Genomic DNA, 25,931 nt, shown 5'->3' on the forward strand with positions numbered 1-25,931 from the left:
CCGCGCCCCTGCTGGGGTTGGAGGCAATGGTTGACGCGAGCGGGCAGGGCAGGGCGACCAACTAAGGGACGGGGTGAATAGTGCAGCTGTTGTGCATCTCGGTTCGGTACCGCAGTCGGTTACCGCGCCTGGTCACAGCACGAGCGTTGCCAGCCAGCCGGCCGCCAGGAGCGGCAGGTTGAAGTGCAGGAAAGTGGGAATTACGGTGCCGCGCATGTGGTCGTGTTTCCCGTCGACATTCAGCCCGGCCGTTGGGCCGAGGGTGGAGTCGGAGGCGGGCGAGCCCGCGTCGCCCAGGGCCCCGGCCGTCCCGACGAGCGCCACCGTCGCCAGCGGGGAAAACCCTAGCTCGACGCAGAGGGGCACGTAGATGGCGACAATGATTGGCAGGGTAGAAAACGAAGATCCGATCCCCATCGTGACGATCAGCCCCACGACGAGCATGGACAGGGCGGCCAGCGCCCGGCTGTTGCCGAACGCGCTCACCGCTGTCTGGACGAGCGGTTCGATGTGGCCGGTGCGGTTCATGACTTCCGCGAAGCCCTGGGCCGCGATCATGATCAGGCCGATCATGGCCATCATCCGCATCCCGCCGGAGAACACCGCATCGGCCTCCGTCCAGCGCACCACCCCGGTGGCCACGAACAGCACCAGGCCGATCAGCGAGGAGATCAGCATCGGATTGGCCTGCGAGTTTTGCAGGGTCATGACGGTTTGCAGCACGAAACTGGCCAAGATCGCGGCCACCGACACCGCGATCTTGTAGCGCGACAGGCGCGGGGCAGGCGGCGCGGCGGGGGTAGACTCGGCCGCCCCGCTGGTCCCCTCGCCCTGTCTACTTGCGGTGTCGTTCGGCGCGCCGCCCGCCCTGGCCCCAGCTGCGCCGCGCGCGGCGACGACGGAGTAGTCCACGGGAGCCCGATAAGTCACGAAGACGGCCACCAACAGCCCGACCAGCATGCCTAGGGCAGGCAGCCCCATGGCGAGCAGCACGTTCACCCCGGAGACGTCCAGGCCTTGCCGACTGATTTGCCCCAGCAGGATGTCTTCCAGATAGATGCGCCCGAAACCGACCGGCAGGTACATGTAGGTGGTGACCAGACCGAAGGTCATGACGCACGCCAGTAGCCGCCGATCCAGCTGCAGCTTGTCCATGACCGTCAGCAGCGGCGGAATGAGTAGGGGGATGAAAGCGATGTGCACCGGGATGAGGTTTTGGCTCATGATCGCCATGGCTAGGACCCCGCCGATCAGGCCCCAGCGCACCCAGCGTCCGGCGCTGGCCTGGGGCCCGCGCAGGTGCGACACCAGCCAGTGGGCGAGCAGGGCGGGCAGGCCGGAGTGGGCCACCGCCATCGCGAAGGCCCCGAGCAGGGCGTAAGAGAGGGCGAGTTTGGCCCCGTTGCCGAGGCCTTGTTCGAAGGCGACCAGCGTTTGGTCGAGCCCCAGCCCGGCCAGCAGTCCGCCGGTCATGGCGCCGACGAAAAGTGACAGGACGACGTTGACCCGCACCAGGGACAACGCGAGCATCACCAGCACGGCCACGACCACCGCGTTCATGTTGGTCCTTTCCCGCTGCCGCAGCGTGTCGCTGCGTCCACGCGCGTCATGCTAACGGCGGGCGCGGGCGGAGGACAGACCGTGTTCAGTGGTCGAATGGGGGCGACTGCGGCGCGCCAGCTGCAAGGCGCTTGCCAGCCCGAGGGTTAGGAAAGCCAGGGTGACTCCGAGGGTGAGGGTGGCGGCCCGGGCGGTGGCGGAGGTCAGAGCGGCTACCCACTGGGGTCCGTCTGGCCCAAGCTCGCCGCGGGCAGCGGCCTCCCGCAGCTGCGGCAGTTCGATCCCGGCGGTGGTTTGCAGGTCGGCGGGGATGACGACGGCCGCCGCCGTTGTCACGCTGGTCGGCGGTGGCGGCACGTAGGTGGCGAGCCCCAGGGACAAGGTGGCGCCTGCGAGCACGGTGCCGAGCGCGGAGCCGATTTGCCGGACGGTGGATTGGGTGGCTGAGCCTTGCCCGGCGTTGGCGCTCGGCACGTCGACCAGGGTGGTGGAGGTGAGTTGGGCGGAGGCAAGGCCCAGGCCCAGGCCGTAGGCGGCGAGGAATGCGGGCAGCGTCCACAGGGGGGCGGCGCGCAGGGTGAGGGCGAGCCCGGCCACCGCCCCCACCTCCAGGGCCAGGCCGCCGACCACCACCCGGGCTGCCCCCAGTCGGGCCGCCAGGTGACGAGCGAAGATGCCCGAGGCGAAGGCACCCCCGGCCATGGCCGCTACCGTCAGGCCGGTGGCCAGCGGGTCGAGACCGCGCACGGCCAGCAGGAAGAGGGGCAGAACAAAGACGAGAGCGAACTGGCCGACGGCCACCAGCGCGGCCGTGGCGTTGCCCCACGTGAAGGTTGGCAAGCGGAAAAGTGTCAGGTCGAGGATGACGGGGGCGCCCCGGCGGGTCTGACGGTGTTGCCGCACGAGGAATGCCGCGCCGGCGAGCGCGCTGCTGGCCAGTAGCAACGGGATGGGGGAGAGCGGTAGGTCCGCGAGTGCCCCGCGGGTCGAGGCGGCGGGGCGGGGGGTGAACCAGCCGAGGGTGGGGCCCTCGATCAGGCTGAAGATGAGGCTGGCCACGGCCCACGCGGACAGGGCGAAACCAAGGTAGTCGAAGCCGACGGTGCGCGGGCCCCGCGTCTCGGGGGTCGTCAGGCGCACCCCGAGCAGCACGAGCGCGCCGAGCGGCACATTGACCCAAAAGATCAGGGGCCATCCCCAGGTGGCGGTGAGCCAGCCGCCCAACACTGGCCCGATGGCGGCCGCTCCGGCGGTGATGGCGCCCCAGATGCCGAAGGCGGCGGCGCGCTCGCGGCCGGTGAAGGTAGCGCTGAGGGTGGCTAGCGAGGAAGGCAACACCAGGGCCGCGCCGACGCCCTGCAGGCCGCGGGCGGCGATGAGGAGCCCGGCGGTGGGGGCGAGGGCGGCCAGGACAGAGGTCGCGGTGAAGATTGCCACGCCGAGGAGGAACAGGGCGCGTCGGCCCCAGTGGTCGGCCAGGCGGCCAGCTGTCAGAAGCAGGGCGGCGAAGACGACCGCGTATAGGGCGTTGACCCATTCGGCCTGGGGCAGGGTGAGGGAGAGGTCGCGCATGATGCTGGGCAGGGCGATGGCGACGATCGTGCCGTCCAGGATGATCATGCCGAGCCCCGCCGCGAGGAAGGTCAGGGACCACCAGCGGGCGGCGGGGCGCGAGGAGAAGGCAGGGGGCATGGTTACTTTTCGGTGGTTTGCAAGGCCTTGGCTAGGGAGTGGAAGTACAGGGCGAAGGCCACGGTCATGACTATATGGCCGAGTCCGGAGAGGCCGGCGAGGGCGGGGTGGGAGTAGGCGGGCACGCCTGCCACCTGGAGGGAGCCTTTGAGCAGTTGCATCCCGGCGGTGAGGGCGAGGCCGACGTTCCAGGCGAGGTAGGCGCGGCGGGCGTGCGCGGAGTGTCGGGACACGGCGAAGGTGCGTTCTAGGGCGAGCATCACCAGGAAGAAGAGGCAGCCGAGGGCCAGCGCGTGGGTGTGGACGGTCGACAGTTGGGTGAAGGTCGGGTGATCCCAGGCGTTTAGGCGCGTGAATTCGCGGTAGTACAGGCCGGAGAGCAGGCCAAAGATGGCCCAGGCGGCGGCCGAGCGGAACAGTAGCTTTTCCATGCAAACTCCTTTTGAGACGGGGTGTCGCTAAGTCGAGTTAACCATATGGCGACACCCTGTCGCAATGTGGGATGATCGGAGGCATGCCCAAGATCGACGCCGCTACCGTGAAGGAACATCGGCAGTCCATGAGCACCAAGCTGCTGGACGCCGCGGAAGAGCTACTGCTGACCGCCGGGCCGCACGCGCTCACCGCTGCGGCCGTCGCCGGCGCCGTCGGCATCGCCCGCAACTCCGTCTACCGCTACGTCGACTCCATGGACACCCTCCGGGGGCAGGTCGTCGCCCGCTACCTGCCGACCTGGACCGCGGCCGTCACCGCCGCCGTCGCCCAAGCATCCACCCCCCGGGCCCGGCTCCTGGCCTACGTGCACGCCAACCTGTCCCAGGCGGCCGACTCCGGGCACGGCGCCCTCATCCAGCTGGCGCGCGGCCTGCCCGCCGCCGCCCTGGCCCCCGTCGCGGCCGCGCACGCCGCGCTCGCGCGCCTGCTGGGCGAACAGTGTCAGGCCCTCGACCCCACCGGCGCTAAATTGACGGCCCAGTTCGTCCAAGCCATCTTGGAGATCGGTTTCAGCGAGCTCGACGCCGGGGCGCCCCTAGCGCAGATTCAGCACCGCTGCACCCAAGCGGTGGCCGCCCTCGTTGACGCCCGGCAGGACACGAACTAGGGCGGGCAGCAAAAGGCAGCCGGGCGCGGGGCGTCACCGGCCGCCGTCTGCGGGCCCGTCACCAGGTGGCGGCTTGCCGCACCCAGGCGAACTCGTCGACGTCGTCCAGATTCGCCTCGGCCACCGCCAGCAGCTTCTCCCGTTCCTTTTCCACCGCCTGCTGCAGCTGCGGGTCGTCGCTGTCGCCCACCACGCTCAGCAGCCGCAGCAAGGCCACCAGCACGTCCGGTTCCCCGCCCGCGTAGCGGCGCACCCCGCGCACAAACTCGTGCACCAAATAGCGCTGGTCCCGCACCCGCGCCCACACCGTCAGGCGCTCGTCCGCGAAGCGGGTATGCGGCACCATCGGCAGCTCCGTCAACTCCTGCAGCACGGCCGCCGCCTGCAAAACCGCGTGCCGCGCCGTGGTGGGGTCGTTGGTGCCGGGTGAGAGCGCCCGCACCGCGATATCGAACAGCTGCTGCAAGCCGAGGGAATAGTCCGCCCCGCTGACCCGCTCCATCGCCAGGTACACCACGGCGGGCAATTCGTCGTTCTCCGCCGACCAGTAGTGAGCCAACACGTCCCCGGCGAGCACCACGTCGCCCGGGCAGACGTTGATGACGACCGTGCCGTCGTGCTCCTTCGCCCACGAGGCGGCGTGCTCCAGGTCCACCTGCTGCACGTAACCAAACTGGCCCGCCCGCAGGAGCTGGGCGTCGGCAGGCACCTGCGGCCGCGCCACCGCCTGGCCGTCCTCCTTGAACGTGGCCCGGGCCCGCGTGACGACGCGGCGGGCCGAGGCGGCGATGATGCTGTCGGCCCGCACCATGGTTACCACCCGCGAGACATACCAGATGAAGGTGGCCACCGCGGCCACCACTAGCACCATCGACAAAGTGATCGCCAGCTGCGGTGGCCGCTTCACGCTCGTATCCAGCGACCGCAGCAACAGCAGCGCGTAGATGAACACGCCGACGTACACCGAGATGATGCCGCGCACCGCCGGGGAGGAAATGAAGTCCCGTGGTAGCTGATGCGAGAAGTTACCGGCCGAAACTTGGATGACGATCAAGGTCATCGAGATGGTGGTCGTCAGCACCGTCAGCGTGGTGGAGGCGATAAAACTCAACATGGAGGCCGCGGCTTCCGTGTCGCCGGGCCAGAGCCACTGCGCCAACGCCCCCTCGGCAGGCACCACCACGCGCCCCAGGATAGAAGCGGCCAAGGCCGCCACTACCCCCGCCAGCAGCGGCCAGGCCCAGAGCCGGGCCGCCAGCGCCTGTCGTAAACGATTGAACAATATTCTCACCGGGCAATAGTCACCCGCCGCTCCCACCCTTGTACAGCGCACCGGCCGGAGCCCCCGTACCGGCGACGATGAGGCGCGCAAGGGGGCGACGGCCCCTAGTGACACGCCCCACCCGCCTCTAGCCTGGGGCCGTGCAAGCAAGAGTGGTGGCCGGAGGCGCGGCACTCATCGTCGGAAGTGGGTTGTGGGTGCCCATTCGATCTGTCGCGGACACGGCAGGCGTCCCCGCGAGCCTGGTGCAGGAACTGACCGTGCGCGGCAGTGACAACTGGACCGTCATCGGTCTGGTCGCCATCTGCCTCGGTTGCACCCTGTGGGGCATCGTGCAACCGCGGCACAGCGTCTGGTCCCTGGTGGCGGCCCTCGCCGCCCTGCCGCTGGTCCCCATCTGCCTGGCCTGCCCGCAACAAATCGCCCACTGGGACGGCATGGCGCCCGACGGCCAACTTATCGGCGGGGTGGTCAGCAACGAACTGGCCGCGGCCGTGTGGGTCTTCGGCCTCGGCACCGCCCTCTACCTGGTGGCCCTCGTGTTGGAGGCCCGGCAGGTGCGGCGTCGCACCACTGGGCCATCGGCGCTGGCCTCGGGCAGTGCTCCGCTCTCGGCCCGGCGGCAACCGCCCGCTGCTAGGCGGGTGGGCGGCCTGCCCGCCGCCGACCCGGCGGAATAGCGGCCCGTGCCGGGGCGTTGCTGCCCAGTGAGACTCGTGAAGGAGATGCCGCGTGCCTGATCGCCTCCCGCGCCCTGACTTTGCCTCCCCCCACCCGCGCGTGAGCCTACCCACGCACGTGCTGTGGGCCGCCCTCACCGCGGCCGCGGTCACCGCCTGCGCCGGGCCGGGGGCCGCCCCCGCGGACATCGATGCCGCCCCCGCGGCTACCGCAACCGCCACCCCAGCGGGAGGGGAGGGGGCAGGGCCCCACCAGTCGTCGTCCGCCACCCCGGGGCCGGACGCACCCCCGGTGCCCGCCGACGTCACCGACCGGATCACCAGCCAAGTGCCAGACCTAGCCGCCCTGGACCTCCCGGTCACCGACTTCACCGAGACTCGCTTTGCCGTCGCCCGGGACGCGCACACCATCCAAGCCATCGCGTTCGTACCGACGACGCCCGGGCCGCACCCCACCGTCATCCTCGCGCACGGTTTCGGCGGTTCCATGCACGACCTCGCCCGCTACGCGCGCGAACTGGCGGCGCGCGGGCACGCCGCCGTCGTCTTCGACTTCGTGGGCGGCTCGCCGCGCTCCGAAAGCGACCCCGACATGCAGAAAATGTCGGTCAATACCGAGCTGGCGGACCTAGCGGCCGTGGTGGCGCACGTGCGGGACCAGGACTACGCCGACCCGCAGCGGCTGACCATCTTCGGGCACAGCCAAGGCGGTTTGGTGGCGGCCATGTTCGCAGCCGCCCACCCCGACGAGCTGGCGAACCTAGTGCTGCTCGCCCCCGCCTTCGGGCTGCCGGAGCTGGTGCGCACCGAGATAGGCACCGCCAGCGCCGCCCCGGAAACGGCGGTGCTGCTGGGGCTGGTGGTCTCCCGCCGGTACATCGACGACATCTGGGCGGTGCGGGCCGCGGACCTCGGGTTTGCCGGGCCGACCCTCATCGTGCACGGCGACGCCGACACGCTGCTGCCCCTCGCCGACTCCCAGGCCGCCCTGCCCCGCTACCCCGCCGGACGGCTGGCGATCCTGCCCGGCGGTCCCCACAATCCGAGCGGCGAATCATTCACGCAAGCTGTGAGCCACACGCTGGCATTCCTCGCCGCCCCCTAGCCGCGGGCGCGCCGGGCGGCCAGCGCTCGTCGAAAACTCCCGGCCACTCGCCGCGCCTTGCCGCAGGCGCGCTATTCGGTGCCCTCAGTCGGCGTCGCTGACTCCGGTACCAGCCCGTCGTGACCGGCAGGTGGGGCGCTGGGGCTGGGCGTGGGCGGCGGCTCCGGGGAGGTTTCCGGTGTCGGGCTGGGGGTGGCCGACGACGGTGGTTCCGTAGTGGGCGGAATCGGCGTGGGCGACGGCGCGGGGGCATCGGCGTGCTGCACCGGCACGCCCGTGAGGGGCGCGAAGCCGGGCACGTGCACGTCGGCGTGGGTAGTGTGCGGCGGCAGCGCCGGGTAAGAAGCAAAGAACAGCTGCGGCTCGCCCGCCGCCAACACGAGATCGCCGAGCTGGCTGGAGCAGTAGCAGTTGCCGTCCCCATCCAAGCGCGGGGTCAGGGTCTGGGAATCAGCCACCAGCTTCACGCCGCTCGTCGAGTCCCCCCTGCCGGGCTCGGCAAAGAAATCGCCGACCTTCCACGTGCCCTCGCCAGGGGCCAACTGCACAGAAAAGTTCAGCAGGGTGGCGCCGTCGGCCACCGTCAGCGACGTGATGTCCAACCGCAGCGGGACCTTAATGTCAGCCCCCGACCGCGGCTGGGAGGCCTGCACGCGCGTCGTCTGCGACGCCAAACGATTGTCCGACGGCGCCGGGGCGGGCTCGGCAGGCTCGCTCGACTCGGTCATAGCTGTCGGGGCGGGAGTGGGCTGCCCGTCCGCCCCCAACGTCGGGGCGGGGGCGGCCGAAGCCACCACGGTTGCGAAATCGCTCAGCGGCAGCCCCCGATTTCCGGGCGGGAGTGCCGTTTGGGGGGAAGGATCAATGATTGCCTGCGACGCGGACATGCGCACCGCCAACACCCCGGTGCCGAGCATCACGAGCAGGAGGGCTCCCGCACTCGCCAGCAAGCGTCGTTGCGTGCGTTGGTGAGGGCAGGAAGAAGTCAACCAAGCCGGAAGGGTCACACCGTCAGCCTTTCCGTTGCCGCTACGCCGCAAGCGGCCGCCGCACGGCCACCCAAACAGACAAGCGAGTACAACATTCAGGATTCCTCACGTCGGCACCAGGCCAAGCCAAGCCACGCCTGGTGCGAAAACGGTCTAGGTGACCATAGAGAGGCCCACTGAAAACGTTCAAGCAGTCAGGGGGCACATGGTGCGAACTAGGGGCGCTCGCCCCTGCCGACTGAGTCTCGTCTGACAAATATCGATGCCGGGGGTTGTAGCTGGGCGGCAGGGGGAGGTTGGGGAGATGGCGCGCACAGCCGCGGCCTGGGTGCGCGCGGCGCGGTGGGGACAGGGCTGGCACACTCGTGCCTAGTAGTTGACCAGGCGGAGATGTCCGCTTACCAGGCGGAGACGCTCGCGGGCAAGGCAGAGATGCCCGCGGGCGAGGCATGCTGGGCCGGGACCGTAACCTGCTCCTGGGGGCAGGGCGGAAAGGAAGTGGTGATGGCGGGAAGGTTGTCAGCCCGGGCGGCCCGGTGGCTGCGGGGCGGTGGGCTGGGTGCCAGTGCGGCGAGTCTGCCACTGGGCTACCTGCACCCGACCGAGCCCCTTTTTGCTTCCGTGCTGCAGCTGCTGGTGGCTAGCGTGCTGCTGGTCGCCTTAGCAGCAGCCTGGTGGGGCGTGGCGCGGCCCGCCGCCTGGCAGCGTTTCGTCCTGCTGCGGGTGGCGCTGCGGGTGCCGGTGGGGGCGGCGCTGGTCGGTTGGGCGGTAATAGATCTGAGTCCGCTCTTTGGACGCCTCGTCAGTCACGGGCCCGGGCTAGGGCTGGTGTTGCTGCTGGGTGGCGCGGTCGCCTACGAGCTGGGTGCCGCAGGCGGTTTGCAGGCCGCCGCCGCGCGGGATGCCGGGGGAGCGGGCCGCGTTCCGGGAAGGGCTGGAGTCCGAGCCGCCGCCGTGCGGGAGCCCGGGGAGGTGGACACGGTGAGCGACGCGGGAGATGGGTGGAGTGCCGCTGCGGGAGACGGGCGGGAGGTCGGAAAAGTCAGTGGCGCGGTAGCTGGGCAGGATGCCGACACGGCAAGCGGCAAGGGAGGCTGGCCAGATGCGGCTGCTCTCAGCCTAGTTGGGGCCTTGGGGGCAGCGTTGGTGGTGGGCGGAGGAGCACTGTTGGCCGGGCGGGCCGCGTTGCTGGGGTGGTCTGGCGGCGGAGCGCCGTGGGCCGGGGCCCTGGCAGCGGGTTGCGTGACTGTCGGGCTTGCCCTCCGCAGTTGGCGGGCCTCGGCGGTAGCCGATTCGGCCGTGCCCCACCGTCGGCCGGCCTGGTGGGGCTGGCCCGTGTCCGCGCTCGTGACCTGCGCCTTGGCTGGTGGGGCGTTGGTAATGCTGGTGCAAGCCGTGCTCGGGGGCGGAGCGCGGGTGCACGCTATCGGCTATGTCGGCTTTCTGGTGGGTTGGACCCTGACCCTGGTGGGGGCGAGCGCGCGGCTCGGCTGCCGGTGGCACTTGACGCGGCGTCGCGCCCGTCGGGGCTGAGACGGGATTGGCTGGGTGGGGGCTCACCCGCGATGCCGGGCCCGGCTGCTTTGTGCTGTGACCGACAGCTGCCCTAAATAGCCGGGGGGCGCTGGCCGAGTCTCGCCCTAGATGGCCGCCAGGGGAGAACTGCTGCCGCATACACCGGATGAGGCGCGTGGGTAGCCAGTTAGGGCGAGCCAGCTGCGGGTAACCCCACATGGCAGTCAAACTACACCCACATATATGAAGAGCCGGTTGCTTCGGGGCGATTCACTCCAGTTCGGTGACGGTCCTATAGATAGGTGCAGGCCACCTATCCGGACACTAAAGTTGTGTGTTGGTATCATCACCTAGTCCACAGCACCAAAACGCAATTGAACTGCCTACAGCAAGTGCACCCGCTAAAGAGCCAGTGCGATTTTAATGACCCGCACCTGGTTCTATTAATAAGCTCACTCACATGAAAGTTAATGACTAAAGAACGCATGTTCCTGATTTTTGCGGTTTGTCATCACGAGATGGTGAAATGAGGGCTTTAAAAGCGCCCTGTATCAATGTTAGCAGTGGCGGCAAGGCCTGGATGATAGTCAGTGTCGCTATGATCTGGAGTAACGGAACAGCGACGGTGTTAAAGAGTCGAGATAAAGCGGTGTCCACGTGGAGTCGAGTTGTCCAGCTTAAGTCAAACTCTATCAGGCTGAGCCACAGTGTGGTGGCTGCAAGGGCGAATGACATAATCGGTGGAACAAAACCCTTTGCTAATTGAAGGGTGACTTTTATTGCCGCAAAAGACAAAGGGTGGCTTCGAGCTCTTTTAAAATCGTCCTCAGAAGCTTCGCTCTCCACCCACCAGCAGCTATTGGCGCGCCAGATTAATATTCGCCTCCACTGAAAGTAGAGAATTCGTCGCTGCATGTAAGCATCTGCAAATACGAGGGTGACTAGCGTGAAGAATACAGCACCTGCAGCCTGTGGATAAAAGTAGTAATCCCCGGCGAGTGGGACTTTAAAATCTTTAACTGTCAGGGCTAGAATTACTGCCACCAGTTGAGAGACCGCTGCAAGTCGGATGAGGTTTAGGTGTCTTCTGACTAGTCGATCGGCAATTCTATCGTGATATAACTTGCTATTAAATCCAACTATCACTGTTGGGGCAATCGCGATAAAACCAGCAATTACTGTCAGCGCATCTCCGGATACGACGCCATCTCCCTTCATGCCTGCCTTCGTAGATAAATAGTATAGAAATATTTGTAGCAGTGCCATAATGGCAGAAAGGGATAGTCCCGCAACTATCGCATTGTGGCGACGCGCGACAAACAGGACGCGCTTTACTTTTTTGATGTGTGAAGTTTGTCCTGTGGCTCAGGGCGTCTTTTGGGCTCCCAGTAGGCCCACTCGCCACCTGTGTTTATTATGCTAGTCTCAGACTTTGACTTTTCTAATTGTAAAACTGCACAAGCTTTCGGGGCAATAACTTTGGATAGGTGTGAGTCGGCAGAGTATTCCAGGCGTAAGGTTTTTGCTACCTCCCAGTGGGTTAAAAGCAGTTTGCGTACTATGCGCCGTGGTAAACTGCTATTCGCTAGAAGGGCTTCCGGGGAGGCAAATTCCTCGACTGTTTTAATGAGTATTTTACTTTTCTGGTCAGTCGAAATTTCTACCGTGCGAATATAGCCGAGGCTGTATAGTGCGAGTGTCGAAGAAAATTCTTCGTTTGCTATAATTCTATTCCAAATTGATGTGCAGTGCTCTTTAGCGGTTTTGCAGGAAGGCCAAAAGTGGTGAGTGTCAAGGTTGCTCAACTTTTTTCTCATCCAAGTTAACCACTCTGCCGAAGACCATGAGTGTCTATCAAGCTTTTCTTTATCTTTACTGCCTTGAAATGGGGGATTTTCCGTCATTACTAGGGCAATTATGACCTGACTGACGCACTGTGGTAAGGGAGATTCGCCTATAATGCCCTCTAGCATCTCTGAAAGCATAAGGAGGCAGGCTGCTGAACTTTGAGATCTCCTAATCGAGTGTAGAGAATTATTAGATTCGTCGCGTATATCTAACCCGCAAAGAGAGCGCTTAGGGCGCCATTCCAAGGGCAGTGCTATCGTTGATGAATTCGAGAAGTTGTGCTCGCGGGTCGCCAGTGGCTCTGGTGTTGCATTGCCTGAGATGGCAATCACTTTTTCGACATCTACGTCGAAGGTCGTGCAGGTGGCTTTATATCCGCTTAATTGAGCGTAGTCATGTCTAACGATTTTCCTGATGCACCAAGACCGGTCAAGCCACAATTTAGTAATTTCTAAGGGGGGAACCAACCTTGCCTCCAGTGACGTCACTGCTCTATTGTGCTGTGGGCTATTGCTCTAGTATATTATCTCTAGATATCCAGGGATCGTTCTAATAGTGCCGTCAGAGCCATTGTTGAAAAACTCATCAAATTTATCTGCATCCCAGTCCTTAACGGCGTCGGGGGATAGTAGGGGGGTGGGGGTTGCGTCCTTTTCCATCGTCTTGAAACCTCTTTTTGTTGAGTGAATGCAATCGCCGAGCTGCAGTCATTCTTGCGGTATAAATAGTTTTCTATTGCTGTCTAATAGTTGCATTCTGCTCTTTCGGGTCTCAAATGTATTGGCGGGTATGCGTTCTTCGATAAAAGTGTTTATATTAAATCCTTCTTCAAGCTAGGTGTAAAATTGACTACAATGTGCGGTCCCGGGCGGCAGTCGCAAACGGCTGACCTAGGCTTGGGCTGCCTTGACCTCTCATGCAACGACTATAGGCCTTTTGCCTGCTCTTGGACAGTGCTTTGCGTCACCTTCTTTACTTCCATTCCCAGGCCAGTCCGCAGTAGAGGCCGCCATAGATGTCTCGGAAGGTTGCGGTGATCGTTCCATCTGTCTCAGCCGAGAGCTGGGTGTTCGCTGAGGGGGCGCCTGGTCGCTGAAGGGCAGTCAGGCCACTGAACTGCCAGGCGGTCGTGGGTGGTTGGCCTAGGAAGTGCACGGTGAATCGGGCAAACCGGGTGGGCTCGTGGAAGGCAAGGGACTCCTCGTGCAGCCAATACGGCTCATTGGGGTCTGGATTCACCAGCCGGTAGGCCAAGTCATAGGTTTGGCCGCGGCGCATTGATTCCTGTCGCCAAAACTCGTGTTGCCAGCCACCGGGGATCTCTTCGGTGCGAACGCTCCACCCAGTGCCGAGAGGTTTGGGTGGGGTGGGGTAGCTCATCGTGAAGGTGACGTACTGGACACCATCGAAGAGCGCGAATAGGCGGAAAGAGTGTTGGGATTCGAGGTGGCGGTGATCGCGCACGTAGGTGGTGACGTTGACAGCGTGCTGGATGAAGCCGTTGTGATACTCCGGGACGCGGATGCCAGCAGGAGACTTCGGATACCAGCCAGTGAGTAGTTGGCGCAGAAGTCGCTCTACAGCGGCTGTGTCGCGGTCGGCGACGGCCTCCCTGCCGATGCCGAGGCGACTAGCAGCTGCGTCGCGTCGTGCAGCCAGCGTGGCTGGTCCATGTGCTGAATCTAGGCCATAGATACCAAGCAGCAGCTCACTGTCAGGGTCGTGTAGTGATCGTATAGCTGACTCTAGGCGTTCAACCAGCAGCTCCGGTGGCTCCGTCCTTCCGCCGAGCACCGCGACAAGCGCCGGGCGGCTGGCCAGTCGTTTCGGCGTGTAGCCAGCCCCCTTGCGTAGGTACAGCAGGTCAGCGCGCAGGTCTTCTGGCTGGTACATGCCGTTACCTCCGTAAGCCAAGGTGAGCGTGTGAACTCCAATTCTGCCCCGTGGCGGCTCCAATTATGCGCAACCGGCTGGTGCTCGCAGCTCGCAAGTTTCTACCTTGACGACAACGTGATTTACCCGCGAACCACCAGAAGAAGGAGATGGAAATGGAAACCGAATTTGGTATTGGGCAAGGGTTTGCCTTGGAGACAGCTCTGGCCGCGTGCCTGCAGCTATCGTGGGCAGTGACGCGTCCTGTGCGACGGGAGTCAGACTTGCTGGCCGGGCGGGCTGAAGTGGCTTTGATGCGGGATGCGGCGCGGGCGACGTTGACGCACGCGGCAATGCAGAACGTGGGCACGTTGGTCTCCGCCTGCGATTCGTTGAAGCAGGTCGCGCCGGAGGGCGTGGCGCACTACGAGGCGTTGCTCAAGGCTTACGCCGCCGGGGCAGCGGCAGCCATCGCGCGTTTCCAGTAACCGCCTCCCTAGTGCTAGGAGTTGGCATGTTTCGGTTTGTTAGTGCCCCTCCTCGTGGAGTCGTCGCTTCCCTCGATATGAGGGACTTGCTGGCAGTGGGGCGAGTGCTAGTGAAGTTCTTGTCGTTCGTCAGTGAGGGGAACGTTGCCCATGTGTTCGCCCCTGCTGTGTTCTTTTTGCTGGTATTTGTCGGGCAGTGCATTGAGCAGTCATGGCGGTGGTTGCGGTCCCGGCGGCTGCGTCAGGTAGCCAAGCAGCGCCGTGTGCTTCAAAGCGCCTTACGCCTGCACGCTGCTTTGAACGTTCAAGCCTTCGTGGTTCGTCGGCAGATACTGCGGGAAACGGTACGGCACCAGCAAGAAAGCCAGCGATGAGAGTACGTGGGCCTACACGACGCAATTTGGTGAGCTAGAGCGCTGCGCGCCGCAAGCACAGCAACCCAAATCTCACCGTCACCGCGCTGCTCACCCGCCGATGCGTGGCAGAGGCCGACCGTGCACAGGTAGCCGCTCAAGCGATCAGTGGCGCGAGCTCATCTTGCCGGTACTGGTGGACGAGACGCGAGCGAGTGCATTCTGACCACGCTGCCCGGACGTCGGCCTCTGAGATCCAACCCGAGCCCGGCCCGCGCCCACAGCAAATCCCCCGAGGGACAAGCCCTCGGGGGATTTGAGTAACACTGTTCTGGCGGAGGATGGGGGATTCGAACCCCCGAGGGCTTGCACCCAACACGCTTTCCAAGCGTGCGCCATAGGCCACTAGGCGAATCCTCCAGGCAACGACTGCAAATGCTACCGCCTCCAAGTCGCTCAGCGCCACCGGCTGCACGGTGGGGCGCATCACGCTTGCGTGAGCGTGTATGCTGATGTCCGATCCTCCGCGTGACGGTATCAATCGAACCTCCCCAGGGCCGGAAGGCAGCAAGGATAAGGTTGCTCTGCTGGGTGCGCGGAGGATCCTTTGCGTCCGCGGCTGTGTCCGCATCCACCTCCCTGCGCAGGAGCAGGCGACGGACGGGCGGAAATTGTGGGCGGGCACCAGTAGCATCGGGGGAGTGACCACTGCCCTGTACCGCCGCTACCGCCCCGAGGCCTTCGCTGACGTCATCGGCCAGACCCACGTGACCGAGCCGTTGATGGCGGCTTTGCGCGCCGATCGGGTCACGCACGCTTACCTCTTTTCTGGCCCGCGGGGCTGCGGCAAGACCACTAGCGCCCGCATTCTGGCGCGGTGCTTGAACTGCGCGCAGGGGCCGACCGACACCCCGTGTGGCCAGTGCGATTCGTGCCGTGAGTTGGCGCGCGATGGGGCGGGCTCGCTGGACGTGGTGGAGATTGACGCGGCGAGCCACAACGGGGTCGACGACGCCCGCGAGTTGCGGGAGCGCGCCGCCTTCGCCCCGGTGCGGGACCGGTACAAGATCTTCATCCTGGACGAGGCCCACATGGTCACCCCGCAGGGCTTCAATGCGCTGCTGAAGCTGGTGGAGGAGCCTCCGGAGCACGTGAAGTTCATTTTTGCCACCACGGAGCCGGAGAAGGTCATCGGCACGATCCGCTCCCGCACCCACCATTACCCGTTCCGGCTCGTTCCGCCGGACGAATTGACGGCGTTTCTGGAGGAGCTGGCTGCCCGGGAGGGGGTGGCCATCGCGCCGGGAGTGCTGCCGTTGGTGGTGCGGGCCGGGGGCGGGTCGGTGCGTGATTCGCTTTCCGTGTTGGACCAGCTGATCGCGGGCGCGGTCGACGGGGGCCTGGACTATCAGCGGGCCGTCGCCCTGCTCGGCTACACCGACGAGGCGATGCTTGATTCGATGGTGACGGCCCTGGCGGCCGACGACGGTGCCGGGGTCTTCCGCGTCGTCGAGCGCGTCATTGGGGCCGGGCAGGAGCCGCGCCGGTTCGTCGAGGACCTGTTGCAGCGGCTGCGTGACCTGCTGGTGGTCGCGGTGACGGGCGAGAACGCACGCCACGCGCTGGCCGGTCTGCCGGACGACGTCTTTACCCGCATGGTGGAGCAGGCGCGTTCTCTGGGGCCCGCCGCCTTGTCGCGGGCCGCCGATCTGACGAACGCGGCGCTGACTTCCATGACAGGGGCGACCTCGCCGCGGCTGCACGTGGAACTGCTGTGTGCCCGCATTTTGCTGGCCCTGGGCGAGGTAGCGGGGGTGACGCCCGCCGCCGGGACGGCCCCCGCTGTCACCCGCCCGGCCGTGACGCGGCCCGCCCCTGTGCAGGCAAGCCGGGCCCCGGGCGAGCGGCCAGGGCGCCCGGCGGCGACGCGACCCGCCCCCGCCGCAGCCCCGGTCCAGTCCGCGCCGCAGCCGGAGCTGCCGTCGCGGTCTGCCGCAGACGTCCTCGCCGCCGCGGCCGCCGACTGGGGGGAAGACGACGGCCCCGCCGGCCCTCCGGTGCCCGAAACCGCCCCCGGTGGGCCAGCGCCCGCCCGGACCGCGTCCCGCCCGCCTGCTGCCGCCCGACGTCTGGAGGAGGCCGAGGCGCGGCAGACCGCTGCTGCCCCGGCCCCGACGGGGGACCGCGCACCGTCGGCCGCCCCTGCGCACCCTGTCGCCGCCGCTGCCCCGCGCCCGGAGGCCGGGGCTCCCGCCCGCCCGGAACCCGCGGCGGCCCCCGCCCGGGTGGCGGCCCCGGAAGCAAGGCCGACAGCCTCAGCGCTCCCGGCGGCCGCTCCGGGGCCGGAGGTGTCGGCCCCCGCCCGCCCGGAGGCCGCGACGGCCCCCGCCCGCCCGCAGCCGAGTAAGGCCTCGTCGAGCGCCGCGCACGCCGAGATGGTGCGGGACCGCTGGGACGAGGTGCTGCAGGCGCTGCGCCGCACGAGCCAGGTGGTGTGGGCGCTGGTGTCCGCCAACGCCCACCCGGGCCCCATCGAAGCCGACCGCTTTGCTGTGCATATCCCGACCGCGGGCCTGGTGTCCACGTTCGAAGCGCGCAACATGGGAGGTGCGGTCGCGGCTGCCCTCCGCGAGACACTGGGCTTGGAACTGACGGTGGTGGCGGTGCAAGCCGGACCACCCTCGCAGGCGCGGCCTGCCCAGTCAGCGCCCCGGGGGCAGCGCGAGGGTGAGGTGAAGGGGGACCCAAAAGCCCCCGCGGCTGAGGCCGCCCCTATCGCCCCGCCGGAGCAAGACCCCGATTTCGGCCCCGAACCGGACTTCGGCTACGACCTCCCGCCCGGGCGAGGCGACAACTTCCCCCAGCCGCAGGTGGCCGTCCGCCCCGCTCCTGGCCCCCGGGCGGAGGTGCCCGCGGACAGTGCGGCGACCGCAGCCACTGCCGCTCGTGCCGCCGACAACGCGCGTCCCGCGTCCTCGCCCCAGTCGGTGCCCTCGTCTGCGCTGTCGGGCAACCAGGGGTCCCAACCACCCGCACTGCCAGGCAACCAGGGGTCCCAACCACCCGCACTGCCAGGCAGCCAGGAGTCCTTACCGCCCACGCCGCCAGCCCGGCGGGAGTCCCAACCGCCCACGCCGCCAGCCCGGCGGGAGTCCCAACCGCCCGCGCCGCCACGCAACCGGGAGTCCCAACCGCCCGCGGCCCCGACCAGCGCGCGCGGGGCGGCGGCGTGGGACGACGTGGAGTGGCCGGAGGTGGCCGCCATCCCGTGCGAGCCGCAGTGGGAGAGCCCAGCCGTCGACCAGGAGCTAGCTGCCCCGGCATCCGCGGGGGAAGCGAGTACGGCGCCGTCGAGCGTCGCGGGAGAAGCGCGTCCCACCAGCCCGCCCGCCGCTCCGACCGCCCCCGCGCCGCGTCCCGCCGCCCCGGCGGTGGCCGCGCAACACCCGGTTGCGCCGCCCGCTGCTCCCGCGGCGCCCCCGCAGTCGTCAACGTCCGGTGCGCCCTTGCAGCCGACGACGCCCCCACCTGCTGCACCTGCGGCCGAGCCAGGGGCGCCCGCGGCGCCCGCCCACCCAACCCCCGCCCCGGAGCCACCGCCAGTGGTGGATGCACCACCGCGCCCCGCGCACGCGACGGTGCACGATATTCGCTCGGGCCGCCAGTTGCGGCACCTGTCGGCGCCAGACTACGAGCCGCTCCCGCCCGAACCGGAGGACCCCTACGGCCCGGAGGATCCGTACGCCCCGGTGGGCCCGGCGTCGGCAGGGCGGGCGGCGAACCTGACGTTCCAGGACGGTGAGGACGAGATCAGCTACGACGATCCGGGCGCCGACACCACCACCGAGGCCGGGGTGCACGTGCTGCTGCGGGTGCTTGGCGGGCGGGTGTTGGAGGAACGGACCGGCGCGGACGCCCAGTAGGCTGCAGTGTCCCGCTGGGAGGCGGGCCGGGAGGAAGGATAAAGCGTGTACGACGGCGCGGTACAAAACCTCATTGACGAACTGGGACGCCTGCCCGGGATCGGCCCCAAGAGCGCGCAACGTATCGCCTTTTACATCCTGGGCGCGGACCCAGCGGAGGTAGAACAACTGGCCACCGCCCTGCGGGAGGTCAAAGCCAAGGTGCGGTTTTGCGAGGTGTGCGGCAATGTCGCTGAGGCGGAACTGTGCGCGATTTGCCGGGACCCGCGGCGGGCCGACGATGTGCTGTGCGTCGTGGAGGAACCCAAGGATGTCGTCGCGATCGAACGCACCCGCGAGTTCCGGGGCCGCTACCACGTGCTCGGCGGGGCGATAGATCCGATGAACGGCATCGGGCCGGATCAGCTGCGGATCCGCCAACTGCTGGGGCGCGTGGGGGACGGCAACATCACGGAGGTCATCATCGCCACCGATCCCAACATCGAAGGCGAGGCTACCGCCGCTTACCTGGTGCGCATGTTGCGCACCCTGGAGGTGCCGGTCTCCCGTTTGGCTTCGGGCTTGCCGGTGGGCGGAGACCTAGAGTACGCCGACGAAGTGACCTTGGGGCGGGCCTTCGAAGGCCGCCGCCTGGTGGGCCAGTAGCCCCACCTGTCCAGTCAGTGAGACGACGGGGGTGGGGCGGCAGTCCTCGGTGCTGGGCGTGCGGGTGGCCAAGCGCGGACAAATGCCCGGTGGCATTGGGAAATCAAGGAAAGTTGCCGCACCTGTGAGGCTTTACATGCTGGACGCCCCTGCGGCGGGCCGCCCACGTCGTGAAACAATGCCCACACGTGTCCGATGCCGCCACCCCTGGGCGGTGGCGGCCCACCCCCCAGGAGCACCATGAGCCTGATCGTGCAGAAATTCGGTGGCTCGTCCGTGAGTGACGTGGCGGCGATGCAGCGGGTAGCCAAGCGCATCGTCGAGACGAAGAAGGCCGGGCACGACGTCGTCGTCGTGGTCTCGGCGATGGGCGACACTACCGACGAACTGCTGGACATGGCGGCGGCCCTCAACCCGTCCCCGCACGCGCGGGAAATGGACCTGCTCATGTCCGCCGGGGAGCGCATCTCCATGTCGCTGCTGGCCATGGCTATCGAAGCGCAAGGGGTGGGGGCGCACGCGTTCACGGGCCGCCAGGCGGGGGTGCACACCGACTCGGCCTTCGGCAAGGCCTCAATTTTGGGGGTCGTCCCGGAGCGGGTGGTGCGCTGCATCCAGGCGGGCAACGTCGCGATCGTCGCCGGTTTCCAAGGCCTGTCGGAACGCGACGACGTCACAACGCTCGGCCGCGGCGGCTCCGACACCACCGCCGTGGCGCTCGCCGCTGCCCTGCGGGCCGACGTGTGCGAGATATACACGGACGTGGACGGCCTGTTCACTGCCGACCCGCGGGTGGTGCCCTCCGCGCGCCGCATCACCACCCTCACCGCGGAAGAGACCCTTGAGTTGGCGGCCCACGGCGCCAAGATCCTGCACCTGCGGGCCGTGGAGTATGCCCGCCGTCACCACGTGGCGCTGCACGTGCGCTCGTCGTTCTCCGACAAGGACGGCACCTGGATCGCCGATCACGCCGTCAACCCCGACCTAGTGCGCCTGCTCGCCCCCAGTCTCGCTGACACCATCATCGCCGCCTCGAAGGAGGACCCCGTGGAAGCCCCCCTGATCACCGGTATCGCCCACGACCGCTCCCAGTCGAAGATCACCCTGACCAAGGTGCCCGACCGGCCGGGCCTGGCCGCCCGCATCTTCGCGATCGTGGCCGCTGCGGAGGCCAACATCGACATGATCGTGCAGAACGTTTCGGTCGACGACGGGCACACCGACTTGTCCTTCACCCTGCCCACCCCGGACGGTCCGGGGGCGTTGGCTGCCCTGCAGGCCGCCAAGGAGGAGATCGGCTACGGTCGTATCTTCCTGACTGACGAGATCGGCAAACTGTCGCTGGTCGGGGCGGGCATGCGCTCCCACCCGGGGGTCTCGGCCAAGCTCTTCGGGGCCCTGAGCGAGGCGGGAATAAACATTGAAATGATTTCCACCTCCGAGATTCGCATCTCGGTGGTCACCGCCCTGGCGGATCTGGATGCGGCGGTGCGGGCCACCCACACTGCCTTCGGCTTGGACTCGGCCAGCGCCGAGGCGATCGTGTACGGAGGGACCGGACGATGAAAGCTTTGCGGTACGCCATCGTGGGCGCCACCGGCCAGGTGGGGCGGGTTATGCGCGCCCTGCTGGAGGCGGACGACACCCCGGTAGCGCAGATGCGCTACTTTGCTTCGGCCCGCTCGGCGGGCACCACCCTGCCGTGGCGGGGCCAGGACGTGGTGGTGGAGGACGTGGCCAGCGCCGACTTCCACGACATTGACATCGCCATCTTCTCTGCGGGCGGTGCCACTTCCCGCGAGTATGCGCCGCGATTCGCGGCCGCGGGCGCCGTCGTCATTGATAACTCTTCGGCCTGGCGGAAGGACCCGCAGGTGCCGTTGGTGGTCTCCGAGGTCAACCCGCAGGACATCGCCGCCCGCCCCAAGGGCATCATCGCCAACCCGAACTGCACCACGATGGCGGCCATGCCGGTGCTCCAACCCCTGCACGCCGCTGCCGGGCTACGGCGCCTACACGTTTCGTCGTACCAGGCCGTGTCCGGTTCGGGCCTGGCGGGTGTGCGGGAGTTGGCGGACCAGGTGCGCCACGGGGTGGGACAGCAGTTGGAGGGCCTGGCGGTCGACGGCGAGGCGATCGACCTGCCTGCCCCGCAGGTCTACGTCGAGCCCATCGCCTTCAACGTGGTGGCGTTGGCGGGCGCACTGGTGGACGACGGCTCCAACGAGACCGACGAGGAGCAGAAGCTGCGCAACGAGTCGCGCCGCATCCTGCACGTCGATGATCTCGCGGTCTCCGGCACCTGCGTGCGGGTCCCCGTCTTTTCCGGGCACGCGCTGGCGGTGCACGCCGAGTTCGCCGCCCCCCTGCCCGTTGCCCAGGCCCGCCAGCTGGTGGCGGGGGCACCGGGCGTTACCTACGACGAGGTGCCCACCCCGTTGAAGGCGGCCGGGCGGGACGGGGTGTTCGTCGGGCGGCTGCGGCAAGACCAAGCGGTGCCGGACGAGCGCGGACTGGCCATGTTCATCGTCGGCGACAACCTGCGCAAGGGCGCGGCCCTGAACGCCGTCGAGTTGGCGCGGCTCGTGGCGGCCGAATTGTCGGCCTGAGCGGTGGCGGGGCGGGCGGGGTACCTGCGTGCCCCGCCCCGTGTTTGCCGCCACATTGCCCGCTGGGGGAACAAAAACCTGGGTGAGCTGGTTAATGTGGCAGCAAGTTGCACAGATCAATAAAGGAGAGCCGCGTGCTTGTCGACCTGACCGGCGAAACTTTCGCCGAGACACTGGAAAACAACGACATCGTCATTTTGGACTTCTGGGCCACCTGGTGCGGCCCTTGCCGCCAGTTCGCTCCGGTGTTCGAGAAGGTCTCCCGCGACTACGAAGACATCGTCTTCGGCAAGATCGATACTGAGGCCAACCAGGAGCTGTCCGCCCAGTTCGGCATCGTCTCCATCCCGACCTTGATGGTGTTCCGGGAAAAGGTGCTGGTGTTCCACCAGGCCGGGGCGGTGCGTGAGCCGCAGCTGCGGGACCTAGTGGAGCAGGTCAAGGGTCTGGACATGGACGTGGTGCGCGAGCAGATCGCCCAGGCCGAGGCGGCCGAGCAGGGCTGAGCCGCCCGCGCCCGGAGCACCGCCCGGGCCCGCCCCGGCGGAAGCAGGGCGCGGACACAGGCAAGGGGGGCGCGGGTTAGCGGAGCGCCTCCCGGCTCAGGGTGAAGCTCTCACCGGACACGGTGTGCCAGCATTCGATACCCGTCTCGCGGGCCGTGCACGCGAAGGGGCCGCGGGCGGCTGACTGCTCGTACTGCAGCGTCGTGCCCGTCACGTCAAGGTCTTTGACGCACTTAACCGACTGCTTACCGTCGGCATTGATGGTCACCTCAACGGGGGAGGAGGCGTCGCACTGGCCCTGCGAGGGGACAAAACTGTGCTCGTCAATCGTGCACTTGACGGTGTCTTCCCCAAAGACACAACCGATGTTGCCGGACGGCGCGAGGAAACTTTGAATGTCGAAGGCACCCTCCGGGGCGGGCCGCACCTCCTCAACGGGGCTCTCCGCGGGGGCAGGTGTCTCCTCCTCGGGTGCCGGGGCCGGGGCGGCAGGCGCGGTCACGGCCCCCGCGTCGGGACCAGACTGCGCCGGGGCCGGGCCGGAGAAGAACGTCAACAACACCCACACCACGGCGGCCACAAACGCGAGCGCCAAGAAGGCCAACAGCCACGGCAGCACCGAGCGCGGCTCGTTTTCGGAGACATCGATGGGCGGACCGACCGGGGCGCCGTAGGGACCGCCGGGCGGCGCCCCGGCCGAGCGCTGCGCCAAGGCTTGGTTCACCGCCGGATCGCCGAGCGCGCCCAGCCACTCCAGCAGCGCCGGGTACGTCGACGGGTTTAAGGCAATGGCCGGGCGCAAGCCTGGGTACTCCTGCGCGAGCTGCTGCAAAGTATGCAGCGGCGTGCCGGGGTCCTGTGCGAGTCGCAACAGCTCCGATTGCGTCATCGTGTCGACCTTTCGTCAATCCTCCGTGTCATGGTAGCGGTACCCGTTTTACGATGCGGGCGGCATGAAGCCTGACACCTCACACCGCCCCTACGATGAGCCTATGGCCACCCCGCAGCTGACCGCATTCTCGCCCGCCACCCCCGCGATCATCGTGCCTGTGGCGGGCAGCCTCGACCAGTGCGTGGCCGCCGCTGCTGCCGCCCGAGCGGCCGGGGCAGACTTCGTGGAGTGGCGCGTGGACCTCAGCGACGTGCAGTGGCGGCGGCCGGAGGCGCTGGCCCGGGGAGCGGTGGCGGTGGCCGGGGCGGGCCTGCCGGTGCTCGGTACGCTGCGCACGCGCCCCGAGGGCGGGCAGGCGGAGGTCACGCCCGCCACCTACCGGCAGGCCGTGGAAACGTTGGCAAGCGTGTGCGCCGCTGTCGACGTGGAGGGGCGCTTCGGGGCGGAAATGGTGGCCGCCGCCCGGGCGGGGGCGACGGGGGGAATCGCCGCTGCCGCGGGCGGCGGCGCGGGTGGCGGCTCGGCGGTGGGCGGCGACGCGGGCGGGAGGTTCGGCGCGCGGGGGCGCGTCGGGGCACCCTGCCAGGTGGTGGTCTCATTCCATGACTTCACGGGGCTGCCCGCCCAGCTGGGGCAGGTCTTTGCCGCGCTGGCGGCGCTCGACCCCGACGTCGTGAAGGTCGCGGTGCAGGCCGCCGGTCCAGCCGACGTGGCGGCGCTGGCGGCCGCGGCGGCTACTTGCCCCCGCCCCACCATCGCCATTGCGATGGGGCAGGCCGGGCAGGCGGCGCGGTGCTGCCCGGAGCTGACCCGGTCGCTGGCAACCTTTGCCACGGTGGGGCTGGCCACGGCCCCCGGGCAGGTGCCTGTGGCACGGGTGCGGGCGGCCCTTAAGCGCTAACGTGCACGGGGCAGCGCCCCCGCTGGGACTGGCGGGGCGGCACGGGCTCGCGGGCGGTTGCCCGGTGGACCTCCTCCACGTGGGGCCGCACGGCGGCCTCGGCGCGCTGACTGGCGACCCCGACAGCGCGCATGACGAACAGTTCGGTGCCGAGAATGAAGCGGGCGCGGGCGGCGGCCTCCACCGGAATGGGGCGGGCGGCCAGGCACGAGTGGACGAGAGGGACGAGCACGTCCAGTTCGGGAGCGGGGATCAGCTCCGCCTGGTGGGCGGCGGTGAGGATCTGCCGCAACAGGGCCTCCACGGCCCGCCCGTGGTTGGCGAACTCGCGGTACGTCTCGGCGTTGACGACGTGCCGCAGTTCCGGGCCGGGGGCCCAGTGGTAGGACGCGCGGAGGCTCAATTGCTGTTCGACGTAGATGCGCAGCTGCTCGATCGGATCGGTCACGCCCGCCAGGGCGGCCTGCAGATTGGCGAGGTAGTCGGCGGTCTGGTGGGAGATCAGCCCCAGCAGCAGGCTCTCTTTGTCCTTGAAGTGGTTGTAGACGGCGGTGCGTCCCACCCCGGCGCGGGTGGCGATCTCGGCGAGCGTTATCGAGTCGAAGCCGCGCTCCTCCATGAGGGCGGCCAGGGCCGCAAACAACTTGTCGCGAGTGCGGGCACGGTGTTCCGCCAACGAGGCGCCGATGATCTTGGGCATGGGCGCATCGTGCCAGATGGTGACAATTTGCCCTAATTTGTCGCCTCGGGTGGGAGTGGCGCGCGGGCTGTAAAGCCTTGCGGGGGCGCGCCTGGCGGGCGGCGGGGTGGCGATCCGGCGCCGTCGGCCGGGCAGAAGGTTTTACGTGACGGGCTGCTGGGCGAAAGCCGCCGCAAACGCCGATGGTGATACCACAGTGGTATCGTGCGGGCTATGGCGATGACATTGCGGCTCTCTGCCGAAGATGAAGTGGCTTTGACCCGGCTGGCGCAGGAAGCGGGCGTGAGCAAACACGAAGCTACCATCCGGGCCATCCACGAGGCGGCGGCCCGACGGGGGCACGAACAGTCGGTAACCGCTCTGTCGGCGGCGGCCCGGAGTCGGTACGCGAAGTTGCTCGCCCGCCTCGGGCAGTGAGCAACTTTCTGACATTGGAGGACCTCCTCCAGCTGACTGCCGACCTGGGGGTAGGGCCGGTGCGCGACTTGGGCCTGTTGCAGGCCGCAGCGCGGCGCCCGCAGACCGAACTGTGGGGCACTCCGGCCTATCCCACACTGACACTCCAGGCCGCCGCCCTGCTGGATTCGCTAGTGCGCAATGACGCCCTGCTGGACGGTAACAAGCGCCTGGGCTGGCTGGCCACCGTCGTGTTTCTGGGGCTCAACGGTTGCGACCTGCAGGCACCTGACGACGACGCCTTCGCCCTCGTCATGGCGGTGGCCAGCGGGGAGCAACTCGAACTGGCGGCGGTAGCGCGGCAGCTGGCGTCCTGGTGTCGACCCCTGGCCTCCCCGCTGCCCTAGGCCATACCGGCGTCCCGGCGGGCTAGCCGCCGCCAGGAGGCTGCTGGGCGAAAGCCGCCGCCACGATGGGCACGTTGGGAGCCAACCACGCCAATTCCTGCCACTCCCCGGGCCCCACCCACCGCACCGCCAGGTGGTCGTCGCCGGGCGTGGCCTCGCTGAGCGGCGCGGCCAGCCACACGCGCATGCGGCGGCCGCCGAGAATGGGCCACCCCGGCTTTTCCCCCGCGTCCGGGGGCCGCACCTCCTCGCCGATCCTGATCGCCAGCCCCAGCTCCTCGCGCAGCTCCCGCGCCAGGCCCGCCACGGGTTCCTCGCCCGGCTCGACTTTCCCGCCCGGCAGCTCCCACTGCCCGCGCAGCGCGGGCGGGTAGGAGCGTTGGGCCGCCAGCAGGCGCCCGGCCCGAAAAACGGCGGCCGCCACCACCAACCCGGGTCCGGCGGGCTCTTCCCTTGTCGGCATCGC

Annotated in this window: 24 protein-coding genes, 1 tRNA gene and 1 other RNA gene; 14 read left to right on the top strand and 12 right to left on the bottom strand. The window is 67.7% G+C overall.

Going from position 1 to position 25,931, the window contains the following annotated elements; translation table 11 throughout:
* Window positions 1–132 precede the first annotated feature (132 nt).
* From BSZ40_RS08770 to BSZ40_RS08780, 3 genes are read right to left on the bottom strand one after another with little or no spacing between them, the layout of a single operon-like run.
* Window positions 133–1,560 carry a Na+/H+ antiporter family protein gene (locus BSZ40_RS08770; RefSeq protein WP_073825360.1) on the bottom strand — a complete coding sequence of 476 codons (1,428 nt, stop codon included), beginning with the start codon at window positions 1,558–1,560 and terminating at the stop codon, window positions 133–135.
* Window positions 1,561–1,611: 51 nt separating this feature from the next.
* Window positions 1,612–3,252: an MFS transporter gene (locus BSZ40_RS08775; protein ID WP_073825362.1), complete on the bottom strand. Its 1,641-nt coding sequence runs from the start codon at window positions 3,250–3,252 to the stop codon at window positions 1,612–1,614.
* A 2-nt stretch (window positions 3,253–3,254) separates the two neighbouring features.
* Entirely contained in the window at window positions 3,255–3,683 is a 429-nt protein-coding gene (locus BSZ40_RS08780) for a DUF2871 domain-containing protein (protein ID WP_073825364.1), read from the bottom strand.
* Window positions 3,684–3,766: 83 nt separating this feature from the next.
* Between BSZ40_RS08780 and BSZ40_RS08785 the strand changes: the two genes are divergently transcribed.
* The gene (locus BSZ40_RS08785) at window positions 3,767–4,354 is read left to right on the top strand and encodes a TetR family transcriptional regulator (RefSeq protein WP_073825497.1); all 588 of its coding nucleotides are present in this window, start codon (window positions 3,767–3,769) and stop codon (window positions 4,352–4,354) included.
* A 58-nt stretch (window positions 4,355–4,412) separates the two neighbouring features.
* Here the strand turns inward: BSZ40_RS08785 and BSZ40_RS08790 are convergent, their stop codons facing one another.
* Complete coding sequence (locus BSZ40_RS08790) at window positions 4,413–5,645, bottom strand: DUF2254 domain-containing protein (protein WP_158020885.1); 1,233 nt, start codon at window positions 5,643–5,645, stop codon at window positions 4,413–4,415.
* A gap of 131 nt (window positions 5,646–5,776) precedes the next feature.
* Here BSZ40_RS08790 and BSZ40_RS11625 point away from each other — a divergent pair, with 131 nt between their 5' ends.
* Together BSZ40_RS11625 and BSZ40_RS08800 are read left to right on the top strand one after the other, a co-directional pair.
* Window positions 5,777–6,316, top strand: coding sequence for a hypothetical protein (locus BSZ40_RS11625; protein WP_143180925.1), 540 nt, complete (start codon window positions 5,777–5,779; stop codon window positions 6,314–6,316).
* Window positions 6,317–6,368: 52 nt separating this feature from the next.
* Window positions 6,369–7,421 carry an alpha/beta hydrolase family protein gene (locus BSZ40_RS08800; RefSeq protein WP_073825371.1) on the top strand — a complete coding sequence of 351 codons (1,053 nt, stop codon included), beginning with the start codon at window positions 6,369–6,371 and terminating at the stop codon, window positions 7,419–7,421.
* A gap of 71 nt (window positions 7,422–7,492) precedes the next feature.
* On the opposite strand, the gene BSZ40_RS08805 is transcribed toward BSZ40_RS08800, so the two are convergent.
* Entirely contained in the window at window positions 7,493–8,428 is a 936-nt protein-coding gene (locus BSZ40_RS08805; RefSeq protein ID WP_143180926.1) for a hypothetical protein, read from the bottom strand.
* Window positions 8,429–8,800: 372 nt separating this feature from the next.
* On the opposite strand from BSZ40_RS08805, the gene BSZ40_RS08810 reads away from it, so the two are divergent.
* The gene (locus BSZ40_RS08810; RefSeq protein ID WP_143180927.1) at window positions 8,801–9,943 is read left to right on the top strand and encodes a hypothetical protein; all 1,143 of its coding nucleotides are present in this window, start codon (window positions 8,801–8,803) and stop codon (window positions 9,941–9,943) included.
* A gap of 456 nt (window positions 9,944–10,399) precedes the next feature.
* On the opposite strand, the gene BSZ40_RS11630 is transcribed toward BSZ40_RS08810, so the two are convergent.
* The 3 genes from BSZ40_RS11630 to BSZ40_RS08815 form a co-directional block, all read right to left on the bottom strand.
* Window positions 10,400–11,143, bottom strand: coding sequence for a hypothetical protein (locus BSZ40_RS11630; RefSeq protein ID WP_143180928.1), 744 nt, complete (start codon window positions 11,141–11,143; stop codon window positions 10,400–10,402).
* A gap of 113 nt (window positions 11,144–11,256) precedes the next feature.
* Window positions 11,257–12,261 carry a hypothetical protein gene (locus BSZ40_RS11635; protein ID WP_143180929.1) on the bottom strand — a complete coding sequence of 335 codons (1,005 nt, stop codon included), beginning with the start codon at window positions 12,259–12,261 and terminating at the stop codon, window positions 11,257–11,259.
* A gap of 484 nt (window positions 12,262–12,745) precedes the next feature.
* The gene (locus tag BSZ40_RS08815; protein WP_073825377.1) at window positions 12,746–13,666 is read right to left on the bottom strand and encodes a hypothetical protein; all 921 of its coding nucleotides are present in this window, start codon (window positions 13,664–13,666) and stop codon (window positions 12,746–12,748) included.
* Window positions 13,667–13,821: 155 nt separating this feature from the next.
* Here BSZ40_RS08815 and BSZ40_RS08820 point away from each other — a divergent pair, with 155 nt between their 5' ends.
* The gene (locus tag BSZ40_RS08820; protein ID WP_084542767.1) at window positions 13,822–14,133 is read left to right on the top strand and encodes a hypothetical protein; all 312 of its coding nucleotides are present in this window, start codon (window positions 13,822–13,824) and stop codon (window positions 14,131–14,133) included.
* 685 nt (window positions 14,134–14,818) lie between these two features.
* Here the strand turns inward: BSZ40_RS08820 and BSZ40_RS08830 are convergent.
* A tRNA-Ser gene (locus BSZ40_RS08830) sits at window positions 14,819–14,906 on the bottom strand.
* Window positions 14,907–15,001: 95 nt separating this feature from the next.
* Between BSZ40_RS08830 and ffs the strand changes: the two genes are divergently transcribed.
* The 6 genes from ffs (at window position 15,002) to trxA (ending at window position 22,169) form a co-directional block, all read left to right on the top strand.
* An RNA gene (gene ffs, locus BSZ40_RS08835) (signal recognition particle sRNA small type) lies at window positions 15,002–15,097 on the top strand.
* Window positions 15,098–15,187: 90 nt separating this feature from the next.
* On the top strand, window positions 15,188–18,409 hold the full coding sequence (locus BSZ40_RS08840; protein ID WP_073825500.1) for a DNA polymerase III subunit gamma and tau: 3,222 nt from the start codon (window positions 15,188–15,190) through the stop codon (window positions 18,407–18,409).
* Between the two features lie 45 nt (window positions 18,410–18,454).
* Window positions 18,455–19,054, top strand: coding sequence for a recombination mediator RecR (gene recR / locus BSZ40_RS08845; RefSeq protein WP_073825383.1), 600 nt, complete (start codon window positions 18,455–18,457; stop codon window positions 19,052–19,054).
* Between the two features lie 240 nt (window positions 19,055–19,294).
* A complete protein-coding gene (locus BSZ40_RS08850; protein ID WP_073825386.1) occupies window positions 19,295–20,620 on the top strand; it encodes an aspartate kinase in 1,326 nt (441 codons plus the stop codon).
* A complete protein-coding gene (locus BSZ40_RS08855; RefSeq protein ID WP_073825388.1) occupies window positions 20,617–21,663 on the top strand; it encodes an aspartate-semialdehyde dehydrogenase in 1,047 nt (348 codons plus the stop codon). Before BSZ40_RS08850 ends, BSZ40_RS08855 begins: the two co-directional genes overlap by 4 nt.
* A gap of 134 nt (window positions 21,664–21,797) precedes the next feature.
* Window positions 21,798–22,169, top strand: a complete 372-nt coding sequence (gene trxA / locus BSZ40_RS08860) for a thioredoxin (protein WP_073825390.1) — start codon at window positions 21,798–21,800, stop codon at window positions 22,167–22,169.
* A 76-nt stretch (window positions 22,170–22,245) separates the two neighbouring features.
* Here the strand turns inward: trxA and BSZ40_RS08865 are convergent, their stop codons facing one another.
* Window positions 22,246–23,058, bottom strand: a complete 813-nt coding sequence (locus tag BSZ40_RS08865; protein WP_073825392.1) for a variant leucine-rich repeat-containing protein — start codon at window positions 23,056–23,058, stop codon at window positions 22,246–22,248.
* A gap of 103 nt (window positions 23,059–23,161) precedes the next feature.
* Between BSZ40_RS08865 and BSZ40_RS08870 the strand changes: the two genes are divergently transcribed.
* Window positions 23,162–23,962 (top strand): type I 3-dehydroquinate dehydratase, encoded by an 801-nt coding sequence (locus BSZ40_RS08870; protein WP_073825394.1) that lies wholly within the window; start codon window positions 23,162–23,164, stop codon window positions 23,960–23,962.
* Here BSZ40_RS08870 and BSZ40_RS08875 read toward each other — a convergent pair.
* Complete coding sequence (locus BSZ40_RS08875) at window positions 23,952–24,662, bottom strand: TetR/AcrR family transcriptional regulator (RefSeq protein WP_073825396.1); 711 nt, start codon at window positions 24,660–24,662, stop codon at window positions 23,952–23,954. The two genes, BSZ40_RS08870 and BSZ40_RS08875, sit on opposite strands and share 11 nt — an antisense overlap.
* Before the next feature lie 213 nt (window positions 24,663–24,875).
* On the opposite strand from BSZ40_RS08875, the gene BSZ40_RS08880 reads away from it, so the two are divergent.
* Window positions 24,876–25,079: a CopG family transcriptional regulator gene (locus tag BSZ40_RS08880; RefSeq protein WP_073825398.1), complete on the top strand. Its 204-nt coding sequence runs from the start codon at window positions 24,876–24,878 to the stop codon at window positions 25,077–25,079.
* On the top strand, window positions 25,076–25,465 hold the full coding sequence (locus BSZ40_RS08885; RefSeq protein WP_073825400.1) for a type II toxin-antitoxin system death-on-curing family toxin: 390 nt from the start codon (window positions 25,076–25,078) through the stop codon (window positions 25,463–25,465). The genes BSZ40_RS08880 and BSZ40_RS08885 overlap by 4 nt, the downstream gene beginning before the upstream one ends.
* A 22-nt stretch (window positions 25,466–25,487) precedes the next feature.
* Here BSZ40_RS08885 and BSZ40_RS08890 read toward each other — a convergent pair whose 3' ends face one another.
* The gene (locus BSZ40_RS08890) at window positions 25,488–25,928 is read right to left on the bottom strand and encodes a (deoxy)nucleoside triphosphate pyrophosphohydrolase (protein WP_073825402.1); all 441 of its coding nucleotides are present in this window, start codon (window positions 25,926–25,928) and stop codon (window positions 25,488–25,490) included.
* Window positions 25,929–25,931 lie beyond the last annotated feature (3 nt).

It is taken from the genome of Buchananella hordeovulneris, assembly GCF_001907235.1.
Taxonomy (GTDB): domain Bacteria; phylum Actinomycetota; class Actinomycetes; order Actinomycetales; family Actinomycetaceae; genus Buchananella; species Buchananella hordeovulneris.